General features: G+C 62.9%; 16 protein-coding genes and 1 pseudogene. 3 read left to right on the top strand and 14 right to left on the bottom strand.

Features of this window, described 5'->3' with window-relative positions:
• Nucleotides 1-1,119 carry a zinc-binding dehydrogenase gene (locus J3T92_RS08960; RefSeq protein ID WP_220236959.1) on the bottom strand — a complete coding sequence of 373 codons (1,119 nt, stop codon included), beginning with the start codon at nucleotides 1,117-1,119 and terminating at the stop codon, nucleotides 1-3.
• Nucleotides 1,120-1,346: 227 nt separating this feature from the next.
• Between J3T92_RS08960 and J3T92_RS08955 the strand changes: the two genes are divergently transcribed.
• Entirely contained in the window at nucleotides 1,347-2,078 is a 732-nt protein-coding gene (locus J3T92_RS08955) for an SOS response-associated peptidase (RefSeq protein ID WP_267401172.1), read from the top strand.
• On the opposite strand, the gene J3T92_RS08950 is transcribed toward J3T92_RS08955, so the two are convergent.
• The 3 genes from J3T92_RS08950 to pepN form a co-directional block, all read right to left on the bottom strand.
• Nucleotides 2,027-2,680: a peptide deformylase gene (locus J3T92_RS08950; RefSeq protein WP_267401170.1), complete on the bottom strand. Its 654-nt coding sequence runs from the start codon at nucleotides 2,678-2,680 to the stop codon at nucleotides 2,027-2,029. The genes J3T92_RS08955 and J3T92_RS08950 overlap by 52 nt on opposite strands.
• A 30-nt stretch (nucleotides 2,681-2,710) precedes the next feature.
• Complete coding sequence (gene glmM / locus J3T92_RS08945; protein ID WP_267401169.1) at nucleotides 2,711-4,087, bottom strand: phosphoglucosamine mutase; 1,377 nt, start codon at nucleotides 4,085-4,087, stop codon at nucleotides 2,711-2,713.
• A 134-nt stretch (nucleotides 4,088-4,221) separates the two neighbouring features.
• A complete protein-coding gene (gene pepN / locus J3T92_RS08940; protein WP_267401168.1) occupies nucleotides 4,222-6,837 on the bottom strand; it encodes an aminopeptidase N in 2,616 nt (871 codons plus the stop codon).
• Between the two features lie 212 nt (nucleotides 6,838-7,049).
• Here pepN and J3T92_RS08935 point away from each other — a divergent pair, with 212 nt between their 5' ends.
• Both J3T92_RS08935 and J3T92_RS08930 read left to right on the top strand, forming a co-directional pair.
• On the top strand, nucleotides 7,050-7,808 hold the full coding sequence (locus J3T92_RS08935) for a hypothetical protein (RefSeq protein WP_267401167.1): 759 nt from the start codon (nucleotides 7,050-7,052) through the stop codon (nucleotides 7,806-7,808).
• A 115-nt stretch (nucleotides 7,809-7,923) separates the two neighbouring features.
• On the top strand, nucleotides 7,924-8,988 hold the full coding sequence (locus J3T92_RS08930; protein WP_220236953.1) for a 2,3-butanediol dehydrogenase: 1,065 nt from the start codon (nucleotides 7,924-7,926) through the stop codon (nucleotides 8,986-8,988).
• Nucleotides 8,989-9,075: 87 nt separating this feature from the next.
• On the opposite strand, the gene J3T92_RS08925 is transcribed toward J3T92_RS08930, so the two are convergent.
• From J3T92_RS08925 to J3T92_RS08885, 10 genes and pseudogenes are all read right to left on the bottom strand, one after another.
• A complete protein-coding gene (locus tag J3T92_RS08925) occupies nucleotides 9,076-10,929 on the bottom strand; it encodes a ribonuclease J (RefSeq protein WP_267401166.1) in 1,854 nt (617 codons plus the stop codon).
• A 62-nt stretch (nucleotides 10,930-10,991) separates the two neighbouring features.
• On the bottom strand, nucleotides 10,992-11,903 hold the full coding sequence (dapA, locus tag J3T92_RS08920; RefSeq protein WP_267401165.1) for a 4-hydroxy-tetrahydrodipicolinate synthase: 912 nt from the start codon (nucleotides 11,901-11,903) through the stop codon (nucleotides 10,992-10,994).
• A gap of 269 nt (nucleotides 11,904-12,172) precedes the next feature.
• Nucleotides 12,173-12,577, bottom strand: a complete 405-nt coding sequence (locus tag J3T92_RS08915; protein ID WP_267401164.1) for a hypothetical protein — start codon at nucleotides 12,575-12,577, stop codon at nucleotides 12,173-12,175.
• Nucleotides 12,578-13,095: 518 nt separating this feature from the next.
• The gene (locus J3T92_RS08910) at nucleotides 13,096-13,377 is read right to left on the bottom strand and encodes a hypothetical protein (protein ID WP_267401163.1); all 282 of its coding nucleotides are present in this window, start codon (nucleotides 13,375-13,377) and stop codon (nucleotides 13,096-13,098) included.
• 37 nt (nucleotides 13,378-13,414) lie between these two features.
• Nucleotides 13,415-13,489: pseudogene (locus tag J3T92_RS09555) on the bottom strand (hypothetical protein); the annotation flags it as partial.
• A gap of 279 nt (nucleotides 13,490-13,768) precedes the next feature.
• Nucleotides 13,769-14,530 (bottom strand): hypothetical protein, encoded by a 762-nt coding sequence (locus J3T92_RS08905; RefSeq protein WP_267401162.1) that lies wholly within the window; start codon nucleotides 14,528-14,530, stop codon nucleotides 13,769-13,771.
• A gap of 577 nt (nucleotides 14,531-15,107) precedes the next feature.
• Nucleotides 15,108-16,013, bottom strand: a complete 906-nt coding sequence (gene dapA, locus J3T92_RS08900; RefSeq protein ID WP_267401161.1) for a 4-hydroxy-tetrahydrodipicolinate synthase — start codon at nucleotides 16,011-16,013, stop codon at nucleotides 15,108-15,110.
• 40 nt (nucleotides 16,014-16,053) lie between these two features.
• On the bottom strand, nucleotides 16,054-16,791 hold the full coding sequence (gene dapB / locus J3T92_RS08895; protein ID WP_267401159.1) for a 4-hydroxy-tetrahydrodipicolinate reductase: 738 nt from the start codon (nucleotides 16,789-16,791) through the stop codon (nucleotides 16,054-16,056).
• Between the two features lie 32 nt (nucleotides 16,792-16,823).
• Nucleotides 16,824-18,134 carry an MFS transporter gene (locus J3T92_RS08890; protein WP_267401158.1) on the bottom strand — a complete coding sequence of 437 codons (1,311 nt, stop codon included), beginning with the start codon at nucleotides 18,132-18,134 and terminating at the stop codon, nucleotides 16,824-16,826.
• Nucleotides 18,121-18,870, bottom strand: coding sequence for a GNAT family N-acetyltransferase (locus tag J3T92_RS08885; protein WP_267401157.1), 750 nt, complete (start codon nucleotides 18,868-18,870; stop codon nucleotides 18,121-18,123). The genes J3T92_RS08890 and J3T92_RS08885 overlap by 14 nt, the downstream gene beginning before the upstream one ends.
• Nucleotides 18,871-18,985 lie beyond the last annotated feature (115 nt).

The raw sequence follows: 18,985 nt of genomic DNA, 5'->3' as shown, positions 1-18,985 counted from the left end.
TCAGTCGAATTCGGTGATGACCGAACGGATGACTTCGCCGTTGACCAGCTGCTTGTAGGCCTCATTGATCTGGCTCAGCTTGATGTCCTGGCTGACGATGTCATGCATGTTCAGCCGTCCATCCACAGCAAAGTCCGCATACATGGGGATGTCATGCTTGATGTTGGTGGAGCCCATCCACACGCCCTTGAAACCGCGCTGGTGGACCAGCAGATCGGCCGGGTTGATCTCCAGGGAGACCGTGGCATCCGGCTTGGTCAGGCCGATCGGATAGGCGGTGCCGCCCACGCCCAGCATGTCCCAAGCCTGCTTCATGGTGACGGGCAGGCCGATGGCCTCAAAGGCCTGATCCACGCCGCCGTCAGTCAGCTCGCGCACCTTGGCCACAGGATCCTCGTTCTTGGAGTTGATGACATCGGTCGCACCGAACTTGCGGGCGAATTCCAGCTTGTTGTCCAGCAGGTCGATGGCGATGATCCGCTTGGCCCCGCAGATTCGGGCTCCTGAGATGATGTTCAGGCCGATGCCGCCGGTGCCGATGACGGCCACGGTGTCGCCGGGACGCACATGGGCGGTGTTGATGGCCGCGCCGGCTCCGGTGATGGTGGCGCAGCCGATGCAGGCGGCCTCATCCCACTTGACCTGGTTGTTGACCACAGCCAGCTGGTTCTCGTGAATCAGGGCCTTCTCGGCGAAACCGCCGGTGCCGAAGGCCTGGGTGATGGGCCGGCCGTCAGGGAAGGACAGACGGGGCTTCTCGCCTTCGCCGCGCACGCACTCCTGCTGCTGAGTGCAGGACTGGGGCTGACCCTTGAGGCAGTTGGCGCAATGGCCGCAGACCTGCTCCAGGGAGGCCACCACATGATCACCCACCTTGATGCCGGACACTTCGGGGCCCACGGCCTCGACGATGCCGGCGATCTCGTGGCCGATCACAGCCGGGAAGGGGAAGAACTTGTCATCATCCTCTACCAGATGCAGATCCGAATGGCATAGGCCGGAGGCCTGCACATCCACCAGGACCTCCGCGCCGATGGGATCGTCAATGATAATCTCTTCGGGCTGGGCAAACCCCTTGCCGATTCCATAGGCAATCGACGCTTTGATCTTCTGAGGCATAAACCATCTCCTAATCACAATGCCGCCGCCGGTTTCATGCCAGGCAGGGCAAAAATACATCGTTGGATACTCTGCTGCGGCCACGGCGGTCCTCAATGCATGCACCGCTGCCACAGACCATTCTCATAATAGCAGGGAGGAGACGGCAATGGCCATTCAAGCCAGTCCGGGGAAAGGCTAGCGGCGTTTCCTCGACTGGGGCTCAGAACATCCATAGAATGGGGTCCATGTGCGGACGATTCGCAGCTGACCTGGACTACTCCAAACTGGCCGAAATCTATGGTGCCCGGCAGGCTCCGGGGCTGCCCAGGCCCTCCTGGAACATCAGCCCCGGGTCGGCCATCGCCCTGGTGGCCCAGGACCGACGTGGACAGCGGCACCTGCATCCGGCCCGCTGGAATCTGGTCCCCTCCTGGTCGGACAGCAGCCAAATGGCCTATCCTACCCACAATGCCCGGGTGGAGAGCGCCCTGACCAAACGGACCTACTCGGACTCTGCCAGGAGTCACAGGGCCATCATTCCGGCCAGCGGCTACTACGAGTGGACATCCGACCACCGACCCTACTACTTTCAGGCTCCCGACGGCCATACCCTGAGCATCGCCGGCCTTTACTCCTGGTGGAGGGCTCAGCCAGGCCAACCCTGGCTGCTGACGGCCACCATCCTGACGACACAAGCCACGCCAGAGGCATCCCGGGTGCACGATCGGATGCCCTTGCTGATCACTGATGCGACCCTGGACTCCTGGCTGGACCCAAACGTAGATGGCAGAGCAATCCTGCCCCTGGCTGCAGAGTCTGGCCGCCATGCCTCCGAGGCGCTGATCATGCACCCAGTGGCGCCCCTGAAAGGGGACGGGCCGGAGCTGACTGAGGGCATGGCCCTGGATCAGAGAGTCAAAACGGCTCAGAGGGTGAATCCCAACTCCCGTGCCGCATCGGTGGGAACCGGGTCGTAGGCCCAGTACTCGCTCAGGTTCTCATCGGAAGACAGGCTGCGAATCTCAGCCTTGTCGATGTAGACTTCGCCGGACAGATGGTCGGTCTCGTGCTGGAAGATGCGGGCCGGCCAGCCGTGCATGCGCTGGCGGTGCTTACGCCCTGAACGGTCCTCCCAGCTGGCCGTGATGTCCAGCCAGCGCCGCCGAACCGCCTGGAATCCTTCCAGGGACAGGCATCCCTCGTAGAAGGCGGCCGTCTCCTGCCCGATAGGCTCATAGGAAGGGTTGATAATGACCCTGAAGGGCAGTTCGTCAATCTGGCGGGGGTCGTCCTCATCGTCATGGACATGATCTTCGATGACTGCGATGGCCAGGCCCAAGCCCACCTGGGGTGCTGCCAGACCCACGCCCGGAGCCTCAAGCATGGTGGCACGCATGGCCTTGAGCAGCCTGTTCAGCGTCTTGGCTGCCAGCTGACCCTTGTAGGGCCGGGCCTGCTGACGCAGGACTGGCTCGCCCATCTGCACGATGGGCAGGAGCTCTTCCCTGCCAGCCTCGCCCAGCATGGACTCCACCCGGTGATTGAGATCGGCATCGAAGGCCGTTTTCCTGCCGAACATGAACGATTCCGCCTTTCCTGGGTCGTCGAATCAGATGGCCAGCTCGTCGGCCACGACTCCCGCCAGCCGCTGGCAGACCTGGTCGGCCTGCTCCTGGGTGGCCGCCTCTACCATGACCCTGACCAGGGGCTCGGTTCCCGAAGGCCGCAGCAGGACCCGGCCAGTGCTCCCCAGCATCCGCTCCTCCGCCTCGACCGCGTCCTGGACCTTGGCATTGGTGCGGGCTGCGTTCTTGTCCACCCCGGACACGTTGATCAGCCGCTGGGGCAGCTGTGGGAAGTCGGCGGCCAGCTCCTTGAGACTCTTGCCCGAACGCACAACCTCCTTGGCCAAGGTCAGGGCTGTCAGGGTCCCGTCGCCCGTGGTAGCGAACTCCCTGTTGATGACATGCCCGGACTGCTCGCCGCCCAGGGTGTAGCCGCCGCGCAGCATCTCTTCAAGAACGTAACGGTCGCCCACGGCCGTCTGAACGGTGACGATGCCCATCTGCTTCAGGGCCAGCTTGAGTCCCAGGTTGCTCATGACGGTGACCACCAGGGTGTCGTTGGCCAGCTTGCCCTCACGCTGCTTAGCGCGGGCCAGAATACCCATGATCTGGTCACCGTTGACCATGTGTCCCTCTTCGTCCACAGCCAGGCAACGATCGGCATCCCCGTCAAAAGCCACGCCCATGACCGCGTCCGAGGCCTTGACCATGGCCTGCAGCTGCTCGGGATGGGTGGATCCGGCATGCTTATTGATGTTGTAGCCATCGGGAGAGGCGTTGATGACCACCACATCCGCCCCAGCCCGGCGCAGAGCCTCGGGAGCTACCACCGAAGTCGCCCCGTTGGCGCAGTCGGCCACGATCCGCAGACCGTCCAAGGGCTTGGGCTGGGTCTTGTCGGGGGCGACAGGGGCCACAGCCTCCACCAGGTGGTCGATGTACATGTTGGTGGCGGTGACCGTGTCATGGGAGACGCGGCCCACGCCCTCGCCCACTGGACGCTCCCAGTCCTGGCCCAGGACCGATTCGATGTCGTCCTCCTTGGAATCCTGGAGCTTGAACCCGCCCCGGGCGAAGAACTTGATACCGTTGTCGGGCATGGGGTTGTGGGAGGCGGAGATGACTGCCCCCATCTCTACGTTGAGCACGCTGGTCAGGTAGGCGATGCCTGGAGTGGGGATGATGCCCACGTCGATCACGTCGAAGCCGCCCGATGACATGCCGGCGGCCAGGGCCGAGGCCAGAAAATCGCCGGAGACCCGTGTGTCGCGGCCGATCAGCGCACGTCGACGGCCAGCGGACCGATCCGCGCCACGACCCAGGACCCGGACCGCGGCATCGCCTAGATCCAGGGCCAGCTGTGCAGTTAAGTCTTTATTGGCCAAACCACGTACACCATCGGTACCGAATAATCTGGGCATTGCTCTCCTCCGAACCCGGCTGCCAGGCCACTGAAGGCCCCGCCGATCCTCACGTACCATCCTGCATGCAGGCGACAGGTTCATTATGGACCCGCCCCTGACCCGTCGCCACTCGGGGCGGGGCGGGCAGGGTGCTAGCGCAGCCGCTCGTTGTATTCGCGAACCTTGAGGATGCGCCTGGATGACTCCGTATTCTGGATGATCATTCCCCGCAGGGCCTTGGGAGCCTCGGCATGGTCGGCCAGCCAGGCATCGCCCGCCTTGACCAGGGCGGCCGGGTCGGCCTTGGACGGGTAGAGCCCGCCTGCCGACAGCGGGTTGAGCAGAGTCTCCGCGATATGGAAGGTTTTCTGGGCCCAGACCTGGTCCACGGCAGCGAAGAAGCGGTCCACGTAAGGCGCAAAGAGCTCCTGGTCCCCCGAGCCGGAGAAGCCGTCTGCCAGGGCCTCAATCTGTGAGTTGGTCAGATCCTCGTTATGCAGGGCCTGACCCCAGGCCCAGGCCTTGGCCTCGACCGTCGGACAGGCAGCCCGGGAGCCCATGGCGAACTCACGATTTTCAGTAGTGTCTCGCGCGGCCAGCTCCCGGTCGATCTCCCCGTCAGCCAGCAGATCGTGGGCGGACAGGGCGTGGATGATCAGCCAACGGGTGTTGTTGTCGACGGTCAGCCCCTCCAGCTTCAGGTCGCCGCTCAGCAGCCCACGGGCGTGTTCCTCGAAGTCAGTATCGTCCCCGTAGCCCAGGTAAGCGCGGACCAATTGGAACTGCTCGTCCGAACCGGGCTGGGCCTTCACGGCAAGGTCCCAGAGCGTTCCTGCCACCAGCTGCAGCATGGGTTGGCGACGACGGGATGCGGTGAAATGGTGGGCGGCCGTGGAGATCTGGGACAGGGCGTAGCGGAAGGTGGTGGATTGGTGCTCAGTGGCCAAGGCCTTCAGGCTCAGGCTGATGAAGCGTTCGGCAGGGAATTGCGCGTCCCGGGTCATGTCCCATAGGCTGAGCCAGACCACGGCCCGGGCCAGACGGTCCTCGATCCGGTACAGGTTCTGCGCAGCATACTCCAGGGAGTCCCGGTCCAGACGCAGCTTGGCGTAGGTAAGATCGTCGTCGTTGATCATGACCAATGCCGGACGCTTCCTGCCGACGACCTGGGGCACCTCAGCTCCTTGGCCGTCCAGGTCCAGCTCGAACTGGTCCGTGCGCACCACCTTGCCGGACTTGTCTTCGTCGTAGAAGCCCACGGCCAGTCGGTGCGGACGCAGGACCGGATGCTCCTCGGGAGCAGTCTGATCAATCCTCATGGCGGTGATGGCCCCCTGCTCATCGGTCTGCACCTGGCAGGTCAGGGTGGTGATGCCGGCCTCTTCAAGCCAGAGCCGGGACCAGCTGCCCAGGTCGCGGCCGCTGGTCTTCTCCAGCTCGGTCAGCAGATCCTTCAGTGTGGCGTTGCCATGGGCATGAGCCGTCAGATAGTTGTGAATGCCCTGGAAGAAGCGCTCACGGCCCACATAGGCGACCAGCTGCTTCAACACGGAACCGCCCTTGGCGTAGGTGATTCCGTCGAAGTTGACCTCGGTGTCGTGCAGGTCGCGGATGGGGGCCACCACCGGATGGGTGGTGGGCAGCTGATCCTCGGTCAGAGCCCAGCTCTTTTCGCCTGAGCAGAAGGTAGCCCAGTCGTCGGTCCACTCGGTGGCCTCGGCAGTGGCCAGGGTCGACATGAACTCGGCGAAGGATTCATTCAGCCACAGATCATTCCACCACTTCATGGTCACCAGGTCGCCGAACCACATGTGGGCCAGTTCGTGCAGGACAGTCTCCACGCGGCGGTTGATCTGCGCCCCAGTGGCCTTGGACTCGAAGACGTAGGAGTCGCGGAAAGTGACCAGGCCGATGTTCTCCATGGCGCCTGCATTGTATTCTGGCACGAAGATCTGGTCATACTTGGCCCAGGGGAAGGGCAGGTCCCAGGTCTTGGCATAGAAGGCGAAGCCTTTCTTGGTGATGTCGAAGAGGTATTCGGCATCACCGGCCAGGGAGTCCTTCAGCGCCTGCCGGCAGTACAGGCCCATGGGGATGGTCCGTCCGTCCTCGTTCCGATACTCGCTGGTCCATCGTGCGTAGGGCCCGGCGGCGAAGGCGGTCAGATAGGAACTCATGACCGGGGTCGTCTGGAAGGTCCAGCGGGTCGCGTCCTCGGCGCGGCCGCCCTCCAGGGTCCCTTCGGCGGTTCGGCTGTCCAGGTCCTGGTGGGAGGCGGGAGGCATATTGGAAAGAACCGTCCAGGATGCCGGAGCATCCACAGTGAAGTCGAAGACGGCTTTGATGTCCGGCTGGTCGAAGACGGCATAGACTCTGCGCGCGTCGGGCACCTCGAACTGGGAGTAGAGGTAGACGTTGCCATCCGAAGGGTCCACACTGCGGTGCAGCCCCTCCCCAGTGCGCGAATAACGGCATAGGGCCTCCACCCGAAGCTGGTTATGCCCCATCAGGTCGTCGAGCTCTATCCGGTCATCCCGGAAGGCCAGGGCCGGATCCAGACGCCGGCCGTTCAGCTCGATCAGGCTGACCTGGTCGGCTATCAGATCAACAAAGGTGGACTCCCCAGGCCGGGCATCAAAATCGATCAAGGCCGTGGAAGGGAAAGTGGCAGGCCCCTTGGTCAGGTCCAGATTGACCTTATAGCTGACATTGGACACGACGAGGGCTCGTTCTTCGGCTTCCACACGAGTCAGATTGGCTCCGGGCATAATTTCCTTTCACGCATGGATGCCGGTGCCCCCACCGGCATCAGCATAGGTCCTGTACGGATATGGCATTCCAAGTCTAATGCGGACACCCGCCGACGGGCCAGAAGGACGATTCGCCTCTTTCCTTACGGCGCAGTCCGGACGGGAATAACCACGCATCCAGGCGGTTGATCAAGGCCGATGGCTTACCAGCCGGGCAGAGAGGAGGCGCCATGCAGGTTCGGACCGGATTCACCACGCATCAGCTCAACATGCTCTGCCAATACTCTTATGGGATCGGCAGAGGGGACGTCAAGACCCGGCCGGGCCTGCACTGGTTCGAGGATCCAGCTCTGGGCATCTACTGGGTGCTGCGCTCCCGCTACTGCCCTGAGAACGGCTTCGAGGGCATGATCGCCGCCCAGGACCTGGATGGCGGTCCGGACTATGCCCATATGGCCGTAGTCTATGCAGGCACCAATCTGCGCGACGACCCCCGGCACGACATCCATGCCGCGCTGACCTGCTTCCTGCCGCCGCTGAACGGGGAGCCAGGACAGACGCAGCAGGCAGGCATCCTGGCTCAGCAGGCACTTGACCTGGCCCGACGCAAGGCGGGAGCCGTGCGCGGGGTCCTCTTTACCGGACATAGCTTGGGCGGAGGTCTGGCACTGATCCAGGCGGCGGAGCAGGACCTGCCCGCCAGGGTCTTCTGCGCCGCCGACCCCTGGCGGGTGCTTGACCAGGAGCAGCGTCAGCGGGTGACCAGCCACTACGGGGACGGCAAGTTCCTGGATTACCGCCTGGGCAACGACAGGGTGACCGGAACCGCCAACCGCCTGCTGAGCGGACAGGCTGACCGCAGCGCCTGTGTGGTCTGGTGCGGCAAGGGGCCCAGCAGGTTCGGACACTGGCTGGGCGACTTCGACTTCGGCCAGGACGGTGAGGTCCTGGCCGAAAGCCCTCTTATGCCAGCTGCATATACGCGTTAGTATATAGATGGGATGGTCCCCAAAGAAGGGGCGCCACCCATTCGCGAGGACGGGAAGCTGGGTTGTCAACTCCGTCCATACCGTACCGGCATGCACGTCAGAAAGGGTTTACGCCATGAAAGCACTTATGTACTACGGCAAGGAAGATGTACGTCTGGAGGACGTGCCCGAGCCTGAGCTCAAACCGGGAACCATCAAGATCCATCCCGCCTTCACCGGCATCTGCGGTTCCGACCTTCACCTCTACTACGACGGCGAACAAAACGGCGGCAACTCCAAAAACACCCCGCACCCTCTTTCCGGGGAGACCCTGCCGGTGGTCTTTGGCCATGAAATCTCGGGCACAATCGAGGCAATCGCCGATGACGTGCACACCGACATGAAGGTGGGCGACTCCGTGGTAGTCGAGGCCGAAATGGCCTGCGGAGAATGCCCGGCCTGCAAGGCCGGCAACTACAACGACTGCTCCAAGCTGGGCTTCATCGGCATCAACGGCTGGGGCGGCGGCATGAGCGAACACATGGTGGTGGCCGCCGAGCGTGTCTTCCCTGTGGGCGATCTGCCCCTGGATCAGGCAGCCCTGATCGAACCCTTCTCAGTGGCCTACCACGCCGTGCGTCTGATCCACACTGAGCCCGGGCAGACCGCCCTGGTCGGCGGGGCGGGGCCAGTCGGCCTGCTGCTTGGAACCGTGCTCAAGGCCAAGGGACTCAAGGTCATCATGTCCGAGCTCTCCCAGGCCCGCAAGGACAAGGCCCTGCAGTCCGGTGCCGCTGACCTGGTCATCGACCCCAGCAAGGAGGATCTGCTGGAGCGGGTCAATGCCGAGACTGACGGCCGTGGCGCCGATGTGGCCTTCGACGCAGCCGGCGCGGAACCGGTGGTCCACCAGCTTCTGTCGGCGCTCAAGGCCCAAGGCAGCCTGGTCGTCGTGGCCATCCACGTCAAGCCCATCAACTTGAACGTGACCATGGAGATGGGCTTCGGCGAGAAGCTGATGTCGGGATCCATGGGATACGCCAACGATCATGCCGACGCCATCAAGCTGATCCATGACCGGAACATCGACCTGTCCACCTTCATCACCGACCGGATCAGAGTCGAAGATATCGTGGACAAGGGCTTCCGTCCGCTGCGTGAGGACGCGGAAAACCACGTCAAGATCATCGTGAGCATGTAAGCGCTGATGCCTACTGATAACACCAAAGGCTCCGGCCGTCCATCTGGGCGGCCGGAGCCTTTGGAATCAGCATGCAGGCAGTGACAATCAATCCTGCGGTTGCACGTCGGTGGCGATGTCTGCCACTACGGGCACGATCATGGGCCTGCGGTGCAACTTGCGGGAGATCCATCCGCCCAGAGTGCGGCGCATCATCTGCTGCAGCTGGTAAGTGCCTGTGGTTCCCTTGGCCATAGCATCCTCAAGCTGATCGACTATCTGGGTGTTGATGGACTTGAATTCGCTCTCGTCCTCGGCCACAGCGTTCAGATAGAGCTTGGGGCCGGAGACGACCTTGCTGGTCTCGGTGTCGACCACGGCAAAGGCGGAGACGAAGCCCTCGGTGCCCAGAATCCGGCGTTGCTCCAGCTCGTCGTCGGTCAGCTGGCCCACGGAGTCGCCGTCCACATAGACGTATCCGCAGGGCACGGACCCGACGACGGCGGCCTGGCCATGGTAGAGATCCACCACGTCGCCGTCCTCGGCCAGGACCACGTTCTGCGGATCCACGCCGGTCTTGACGGCAATCAGACCGTTGGCCACCAAGTGCCGGTTCTCGCCGTGGATGGGCATGGCGCACTTGGGCTGCACGATGTTGTAGAAGTGCAGCAGTTCGCCCTCGTCTGAGTGGCCGGAAACATGGATGGCCGCGTTGTCGCGGTTGACCACCTTGGCCCCCAACCGCACCAGCTTGTTTATGACCTTGTAGACCTCGTGCTCGTTGCCGGGAATCAGCGAGCTGGCCAGGATGACCGTATCGAATTCGTTGATGGTGATGTCGCGGTGGGTCCCGTCGGCGATGCGGCCCAGAGCCGCCATGGGCTCGCCCTGGGATCCGGTGCACATGTAAACGATCTTCTCGTCGGGGATGCTGTGGGCATCCTTGAGGTCGACCACGGTGTCTTCGGGCAGGTGGAGGTAGCCCAGGTCGGAGGCAATGGACATGTTGCGGACCATGGACCGGCCGGCGAAGACCACCTTGCGGCCGAACTTATGGGCGGCATCGACCACCTGCTGCACCCGGTGGACATGGCTAGAGAAGGAGGCCACGATGATCTTGCGCTGGGCCTCGGCAAAGGCCTTGTCCAAGGCAGGAGCAATGGAGATCTCGGGCTTGACGAAGCCGGGAACCTCGGCGTTGGTGGAGTCCACCATGAGCAGATCCACGCCGGACTCGCCCAGCTTGGCGAACTCGCGCAGGTCGGTAAGGCGATGGTCCAAAGGCAGCGGGTCGATCTTCATGTCGCCGGTGTCGATGATATGACCAGCCGGGGTACGCACCGAGACAGCCAGGGCGTCAGGAATGGAGTGGGTGACCGCCACAAACTCCAGGTTGAAGAGGCCCACCTTGAGCTTGTCGCGGCCCTTGACCTCAACCTCGGTGGGCTTGAGATGGTGCTCCTCGCACTTGGCGTCGACGAACCCTAGGGTCAGCTTGGAGCCAATCAGAGGGATATCCGGACGCAGCTTGAGCAGGTAGGGCACGCCGCCGATATGGTCCTCATGCCCGTGGGTCAGCACCAGGGCATCCACCTGGTCCAGCTTGTCCTTGATGTAGCTGAAGTCGGGCAGGATCAGGTCCACGCCCGGCTGTTCCTCCTCTGGGAAGAGCACGCCGCAGTCGATGAGCAGGATGTGGCCGTTGTACTCGATCACATTCATGTTCCGACCGATCTCACCCAGGCCACCCAGCGGGACGATGCGCATGGAACCCTTGCGGTACTTGGGGGGCGCCACCAGACGCTGCTCGGCCTGAGTGCCCTTGCCGCGGGCGATGGCGCCGTTGCGGCGGTTGCGGGACTCGCCCCGGGACCTGCCTGACCCCTGCTTGCCGTTCTTGGAGGAGGACCGACGATTTCTACTCTTGCCGGTCGTGTTTGATTCTTCTTGTTTTCTTGCCATTCTCACTTGTGTTTCTATTATCTGTACCCCCGTCTGATACAGGGGCGACGCTTGGTTGCTTGTCAGGAACGCATCAGCCCTGCGGCCTTCATGCCTTTCTCGGCTTGGATCAGCTGGTCCTTGCCAGGCCCAAGATTAGGGAGCCTCATCGTCGTGCTGTCCAAGACGCCGGCCACTTTCAAAGTGGCCTTGGCCATGACCGCCTGCTGCCCTTGGCCGTTCAGAGCCTGGACCAGCGGCGCCAAGGCGGTCGACAACCTCTGTGCCCCTTTCAGGTCGCCTTGATCGAACCGAGTCGCCAGGTCCTGCATAGGACCGCTGGCCACATGGGCCATGACCGATATGATGCCGACGGCACCCAAGGCCAGGAAGGGCAGGTACAGCCCGTCATCACCTGAATACCAGATCAGCCCCGTCTCCTTGCGCTTGATGGGAACTGCGGCCAGGTCACCAGTGGCATCCTTGACTGCCTCGACATGCGGCAATTCGGCAAGGCGACGGTAGGTATCCACAGTCACGTGCAACCCGGTGCGGCCAGGTACATCGTAGAGCACAATGGGACGATCCGCAGACTGACAGACGGACCTGAAATGCGCTACAACCCCATCCTGGGAGGGTCTGGAGTAGTAAGGCATGACCACCAGGAGCGCATCCGCCCCGGCTTCCTGGGTCATCTCGGCCATGCGTACCGTATGAGCCGTATCATTGGAGCCTGCTCCAGAGATGACGGGCACATCGACGGCATCCTTGACGGCTCGCACCAAATCGACTTTTTCTTCCATGTGGGTGGCCGGAGATTCGCCGGTTGTGCCGTTGACCAGCAACCCATCCGCCCCATCAGCGACAAGCCTGCGGGCCAGTTTGCCAGCGGCCTCAAAATCCACGGACCCGTCATGGTTCATGGGGGTGACCATGGCCGGCACGACCCGCCCAAACGGGGCCTTGTCCAACAGATGGGTTTGAAGCTCAGACATACTTCAACGCTACTTGCAGACGGGGACTCATCACCCTCGCGACACCCTCCCCCTCACACTGTCAGTCTTGGACAAGCAACGTGCGCTGAACCTCCACGGTCCCTGCCCAAATCAACAGAAGGAGAAAGAGGCGGTTCCCAGTAGCATAAGCCAGAAGGCAGGGCAAGCCAGGCCACCCTGCCGCCTCCCACGCTGTGCGTTCGATCCGCGTCTATCCATCACCTGGCACTACTCAGCCGGGCAGAGAGCAGCATCCCCCCGGGGCAAGCTCATTGCCCTTGTGCGGCGGTGCCGCCGCGATATAGTGCGGCCACCAGGGTCATCAGGTCGAAGATCAGCGCCCAGGCCGCCAGCCACTCGAAGGAGGCGTCACGATTGTCGCCCGCACAATAATCGATCGCCCACAGGTCCTGCAGAAACCACAAGGCGCCCGTCGCGCCCACCGCTATGCACCAGGGCAGGCACGACAAGGGGGAGCCCCCGAACAGCAGGCACAGCATCCACGACGGCACCACGCACGAAGCGGCCGAAGCCGCCCAGGCCGCCACACGGACACGCACCAGATCCGACACGAACCGAAGCCAGGTCACCCCGGCCACCACCAACACGGCCACCGACACGAACACCCAGCGCATCACCCCCGGATGCATACCAGTTGCCGCGCCGAACGCCACCCCCCAGCAGGGCATCATCGGCATCGTCAGCGCCAGACACCAAAACCCAGGACGCCCCCCACGGCTCTCGAACCGACTCAAAAAACCACCACATCGCAAAAATCGAGAACAGGCCCACCAGAAGAAACTGGATGCAACGGCCGCGCACCCACTGCTCCTCCTGGTCGTAAAGGAACGCCCAGCCCGGCACAAACCCCGCCAGGAAGGCCGCACCGCACACCGCCAGCTTGCGCACCACACCGGCACACGAAAAGACACGCTCACCCGCAGGCGCATGACGCGCACACCCCGCCACCCGCGACATGACCGAAGACGCGCTCTGCAGCCAGGACCTCCCCACAGGAAGCCGCAAAGAGCCGGAAACACCAGCCATCACTCACCACCATCCCGCTCAAAGCATCGAATCCGCCACTCGGCCCGCCAGACCGTCGATTCCGGTCCTGCATCAGTGCCGTTCATGCAGGTCTCTTTCCATCCCGCATCGTCGAGGTTCACCCTTTCCTGTTACAGGATAGGGGTCACTGTCCGTTCGGGTCCTCTGGATACTGCGCCGTACCAGTCCGACTCACACCGAGGCTTCCGTTATCGACAACTGGATGACGGCGACGCGAGGGAACGCACATGATGGCCAGCCGGACTACCACAGCCAGAAGGAGAATGATGACCCCCACGGGCGAAGGGCCGGACGGATCCAGCCCTTTCAAGGTATCCGACACCATCGGACCGACAATCAGACCCACGCCCACCACCTCCAGCACATAGGGGACGAGCGCCAACCACCCCGACAAAGCCAGGATCATGCAGACGCCGCACCATCAGGGCATACATAGGCACCAGCACTGCCAGGGAGAACAGCCCCGGTATGACGGCCAAGGAACCCGAGGAGAACAGGCCGGTCATAGCAGTGGACATGACCCAGATGAACGCGGCGAAAATCCATATCTCCTTGCGACAGGAACGCCCTTTCCCCTCGCGTACAGGTAGAAGGGCCGCTGCAAGCACTCCTGCATGGTCGCGTCGTACATGGGCTCGTACCCTTTCATCACATCCACACGACGCGGCCTCTTCGAGAACAAGGCACTGGTCATAACCATCACCTTTCCTTTCTTCATAAACACGTCCCGACGGTCCGTCAGAACGGAACATCCGATATTGATGTCAACGACAGCATGCCCATGGCGCCGTCCGGCGTCACCGGCTGGCGTCATCGTCATTATTGGAGGCTCCCAGGAGGGAGGCGATCAGCACGATCAGATCGAACACCAGCGCCCAGGCCGCCAGCCATTCGAAAGCCGCGTCACGATGCGTGTCCGCGCACTTCTCGATCGCCCACATGTCCAACACGAACCACAAGGCGCCGACCACGCCCACCACACAGCACCAGAACAAGGAAGCGCCAGCCGACCCCGTCACCCTGGCCAGCATCCAGGACGGCACCACACACAACACCACCATCGCCGCCCACGACAGGAACCCATTGCGCACCAGCCGCATCAGCAGCGGAAACACCAGCACCCCGAAAGCCACTAACACAGCCACAGACACCAGCACCCACCGGAACACCCCACCAGAGGCACGGCCGACAGCCCCGAAACCCACGCCGAACCCCGGAGCGCACGGGAAAGACAACACCACGAACCAAGGCCCCGGACGCCCCTTCCCATCCTCATACCGTCCCAACAGGATCCACACAGCCAACACGGAAAGCACAGCAAGCAAAATAGACTGAATTTGCCACATGCGGATCCAATCCTGGTCCTGGTCAAACAGGAGGAACCAGCCGCAGGCGAACCCGGCCATATAGGTCATCCCATAGAGCGCCGTCTTCCACAGCACCCCGCCCAGGGAGAACTCACGGGCGCCAGGCCGAGCAAGCGGCACGCTCCCGACCACACACGACATGACCGACGACAGGACAAACGCATCAACCCGATCATCAGCGCCATCCGACACCCCCCGGCACCGGCACGCCTGCCACTCGACTCAGACATCACCACCACCCATCCTTCGCTCTACATCTGCGCAAGCACGGAACCCAAGAACCCTGCTAACGGCGAGAAAGGCTTCAAATAACCAAGGGCCTCAGACAACGACGTCTTCCACCCGACACCACCTTTATTCTGATTATAGACCTGAGGCTTTAAGGCATCGACCTCGTCTTTAACCACGGATCGGATTTCATAAGAAACGAATTTCAACCTCTTCGAAACCGGCAGGATGCCGTTCTATTTACCCAGCATCATCGAAAAGTGGGAAACCAAATAACCACCTTGTTACATAAGGTCACCCAAAAGCCTCAGCTTTGGAATAATTCAAGCCCTATTGAAAGACTCTTACCCACAACCTTCAAGCCAAACACTGCTGAACCTCCCCCGGCACAGACCCCCTTTGCCTTAACAGCCGGCGGGGGCGGCCAACAACCAGCAACGGTTTGCTCCCACCTGCTGTACCCGGTGGACGTGGCTGGAGAAGGAGTCCGCGATGATCTGTCCAAGGCAGGGGCAATAGCGCCATTGCTCTCAGGAGTAATTCAGATCAGTCCGGCAGCCTTCATGCCCTTACGAACAAGAGCCACCTGATCCTCATCGGGACCCAGATTGGGCAGCCTCATGGCGGTCTGATCCAGTCTCCCGGCCGCCTTCAGAGCAGCCTTGGCCATGACGGCCTGCTGACCCTGGCCATTCAGAGCCTGAACCAGCGGATCCAGACGTGCGGCCAAATCCCTTGCGCCATCCAGGTCCCCGGCATCGAATTCATCGGCCAGGCGCTTCATAGGCCCGGAGGCTACATGGGCGATCACCGAAATGATGCCGACCGCACCCAAGGCCAGGAAGGGTAGATAGAGGCCATCGTCACCTGAATACCAGGTCAGGCCGGTCTCCTGGCGCTTGCGAGGCATGGAGGCCAGGTCGCCCGTGGCATCCTTGACGGCTGTTACCCCGTCCAGCTCGGCCAGCTTCCGGTAGGTGTCCAGCTCTACGTGCAGTCCGGTCCGTCCAGGCACATCGTAGAGAATAATCGGCCGCTGAGCCGACTGGCATACCGAACGGAAGTGGGCCACCACCCCATCCTGGGAGGGCCGTGAGTAGTAGGGCATGACCACCAGCAGGGCATCGGCCCCGGCCTCCTGGGTCATCTCCACCATCCGTACTGTGTGCGCCGTGTCGTTGGAACCCGCTCCAGAGATGACAGGCACATCAACGGCATCCTTGACGGCCTTGACCAGGTTGACCTTCTCCTCCATATGGGTGACAGGAGACTCGCCTGTTGTGCCGTTGACCAGGATGCCGTCGGCCCCATCGGCCACCAGGGTCCGGGCCAGATTGGCGGCAGCCTCGTAATCAACGGATCCGTCTTTATTCATAGGCGTGATCATGGCGGGGATCACCCGGCCAAATGGGGCAGGAGGAAGCAGATGGGCACCAGTCTCAGTCATATCTTCACGCTACTTGCAGAAGGGGGCGCTCTTGCGGATATCAGAACAGATAGTGGTCCAGGCCCACGGTCAACCCGGGAATGCTCCCGGCACGGCGCACGGCCAGGAGGACTCCGGGCATGAAGGAGACACGCTCGAAGCTGTCCGCGCGGATGGTCAGCTGCTCGCCGGGGTTGCCCATGAGGATCTCCTCGTGGGCGTTCAGGCCCCGCAGCCGGACGGCATGGACGTGGACACCGTCAACCACCCGGCCCCTAGAAGCATCAGCCTGCTGGGTCGCGTCGGGCATGGGACCCATGCCAGCCTGGCGACGGGCTTCGGCGATGGCGGAAGCGGTTCCCAGAGCCGTGCCGGAGGGGGCGTCGACCTTGTCGGGATGGTGCATCTCGACCACCTCGGCCGACTCGAAGTAGCGGGCAGCCATGGCTGCGAACCGGTCGGCCAGCACTGCGGAGATGGCGAAGTTGGGAGCGATGAAGACACTGAGCCCAGGATGCCCGTCCAGGGCCTGCTTGACCTGGTCCAGACGCTCCTTGGTCCACCCGGTGGTGCCGATGACGGAGTGGACCCCCTGCTCTATCAGGGTCAGGGTATTGGCCAGGACAGCATCGGGGCTGGTGAAGTCGACCGCCACATCCGTGTTGCTCGGATTAATGGCCGCCGGATCATCGTCCGGACCCAGCAGCAGGGCCGTCTGCATATCCTGCGCGCCATTCAGAGCACGCACCACCTCGGTTCCCATGCGTCCGTCTGCGCCCAGCACCGATACCCGGATCATCGGCTGCCTCCTTCTCGATTGTTCATTTCATTTCACTGTGTATTTTCGGTCTTTTTCTCGACCATACCCCTCCTGCGGCTCCTGGCCCAGCCCAGCAGGGCCAGAGGGACAGCGCAGCAGGTGACCACCGCCGGTATGGTCATGCCGCCGTAGGGCCCGAACTGATCCAGGGCGACCCCAGCCAGGGTGGAACCCAGGGATGTGCCGATGGATCCTCCGGTAGACAGCCAGGAGAGCCCCTCGGTCAGGGCCCGGGCATCCACGTTCTCGCGCACGATCAGGTTGCCGGTGGCGAAGATGGGCGAGACGCACAGACCGGTCAGCACCTCGGCCAGACCCAGCAGAGCCAGGTTGTCCATGACCAGGCGGAAGACCACGTAGCCCAGGGTCAGCAGCACCAGGAAGGTCGTCAGATAGCGCCAGCGGGATCCTTTGAGTCTGACCGAGCCGAAGATCAGCGCCCCACACAGGGAACCCAGGGCGAACAGGGCCAGCTGCAGACCCACAGCACCCTCGCGACCCATGGACTTGGTCAGGGCGGTCACCGAGACGTCAACGGCAGAAAAGCTCATGTTGAAGACGACGAAGATGACGACCAGCAGGAGGATGCCCGGGTAGACCAGGGCCGAGCGCGATCCCTGGTGGCCGTCAGTATCACTCGGCAGAACGGTTCCGTGGGCATCCACCGGGGAATGATCCGCTGCCGACTGATCGACGGCCTCCATACGAACGACGGCCGGGGGCTCGGTGGAACGCATGGCGAAGAAGGTCAGTCCGCCGACCAACAGGGCCAGGGCAGGCAGGTAGAGCTGGGAGACCGGGCTCACCGAGGTAGCCAGGTAGGCGGAGAGGATGGGTCCCAGGATGAAGACGCACTCGTCCAGTCCTGACTCCAGGGCGTAGGCGGTGTTGAGCAGATTGGTCTTGTCCTCGCGCAGCACCCAGGCCCAGCGGGTACGCACCAGGGCTCCGAAGGCGAACTGGGTCAGGCCCATCAGGGCCGCCAGCACGAAGAGCACTCCCAGCGGAACCCGGCGCATGGCCCCCACAGCGAATCCCAGGATGGCCAGAGCCTGTACGATCAAGGCGGTCACCCCGACCCGACGCTGGCCGAACCGGTCGAACAAGCGGGCGTAGAAGGGGGTGACCAGGGCCGCGCAGAGCGTGTAGACGGCGCTCATCAGACCGGCCGAGGTCCAGTTGTCATAGATGTTGTTCAGGGCCAGCACGATGCCTAGACCCATCATGCCCAGGGGCAGACGGGCCAGAACGGCCGACAGGCAGAAGCCGGCGGCGCCCGGGTAGGTGAACAGGCGCAGGAATGGGGATTTAGCGGCCGCCACGGTCACCGTCCTTGCCCAGCTGGTCGCTCACACGGCCTCCGTAAATGAAGATGTCGTCGATTCCCTCGAAGAACTGCGGGTCGTCGGAGGGGTCACGCCCGGCGAAGGCCGCATGGTCCCGCCCCTTGAGCTCGGCCAACCGCTCCATGCCCTTGTGGTCGTAGAAGCCCACGTCGCAGGAGGAATCCGTATGCAGGTAGAAGCGCTCGATACCCGCCTGATCCAGATGCTCCAGGGTGTCCCGCCACAGGGCGCCGCCCACACCGCGTCCCCGGGCACGGCTGGAGACCAGGAAGAGCCTCAGCTCAGCCTGGGGTGGGACAGCCAGATCGCACTGCTCCTCCAGCTTGACCTCGGTCAGCTGCCACTGGCGGGCCCGATCCAGGGTCTGAGCGCCCAAGGTTGTGGCAGACAGCTGTTGGTCCACTTGCTCCAGCTCCTCCTGGGCCTGGGGGAAGCACAGTTCGCCACGCCCCTCGGCCAGCAGGGTCACCCCCAGAAAGTCCTGCCCATCAACAGCTATCCGGGCCCTGGTGGTACCCACCAGGTAGTGCAGGATGAAGTGGGCGGCGCTCAGCCGGGACACGGTGCCCTCGGGATCCTCCTGCACCTTCCAAGTAGCGTCGAAAGTCCCCACCAAGTCGGGCATATCCGCCCAGACCATGGGTCGTATTTCCACGCTCCCCCTCCGCCGGGAGGCCTGGTCGTGAATACTGGACGTTGTCATCTGTCTCATTGCTCCATTCGGGCGTACCCGGCCCAACGACGGCACTTGGCCGTCTGCCGATCGCCTGCTGTTCATGATTGCTGATGCGCGGCACCCATCGCCTTATCTTGCGGGGTCTGCCACA

Source organism: Bifidobacterium sp. B4081 (assembly GCF_026537335.1).
Classification (GTDB): domain Bacteria; phylum Actinomycetota; class Actinomycetes; order Actinomycetales; family Bifidobacteriaceae; genus Bombiscardovia.
Note: the sequence above shows the minus strand (reverse complement) of the source record. Positions and strands in the feature narration are given on the sequence as shown.

Coding starts and splice junctions, on each gene's coding strand:
- J3T92_RS08960 (WP_220236959.1), bottom strand. CDS start 1,119: ATGCCTCAGAAGATCAAAGCGTCGATTGCCTATGGAATCGGCAAGGGG.
- J3T92_RS08955 (WP_267401172.1), top strand. CDS start 1,347: ATGTGCGGACGATTCGCAGCTGACCTGGACTACTCCAAACTGGCCGAA.
- J3T92_RS08950 (WP_267401170.1), bottom strand. CDS start 2,680: ATGTTCGGCAGGAAAACGGCCTTCGATGCCGATCTCAATCACCGGGTG.
- glmM (WP_267401169.1), bottom strand. CDS start 4,087: ATGCCCAGATTATTCGGTACCGATGGTGTACGTGGTTTGGCCAATAAA.
- pepN (WP_267401168.1), bottom strand. CDS start 6,837: ATGCCCGGAGCCAATCTGACTCGTGTGGAAGCCGAAGAACGAGCCCTC.
- J3T92_RS08935 (WP_267401167.1), top strand. CDS start 7,050: ATGCAGGTTCGGACCGGATTCACCACGCATCAGCTCAACATGCTCTGC.
- J3T92_RS08930 (WP_220236953.1), top strand. CDS start 7,924: ATGAAAGCACTTATGTACTACGGCAAGGAAGATGTACGTCTGGAGGAC.
- J3T92_RS08925 (WP_267401166.1), bottom strand. CDS start 10,929: ATGGCAAGAAAACAAGAAGAATCAAACACGACCGGCAAGAGTAGAAAT.
- dapA (WP_267401165.1), bottom strand. CDS start 11,903: ATGTCTGAGCTTCAAACCCATCTGTTGGACAAGGCCCCGTTTGGGCGG.
- J3T92_RS08910 (WP_267401163.1), bottom strand. CDS start 13,377: ATGATCCTGGCTTTGTCGGGGTGGTTGGCGCTCGTCCCCTATGTGCTG.
- dapA (WP_267401161.1), bottom strand. CDS start 16,013: ATGACTGAGACTGGTGCCCATCTGCTTCCTCCTGCCCCATTTGGCCGG.
- dapB (WP_267401159.1), bottom strand. CDS start 16,791: ATGATCCGGGTATCGGTGCTGGGCGCAGACGGACGCATGGGAACCGAG.
- J3T92_RS08885 (WP_267401157.1), bottom strand. CDS start 18,870: ATGAGACAGATGACAACGTCCAGTATTCACGACCAGGCCTCCCGGCGG.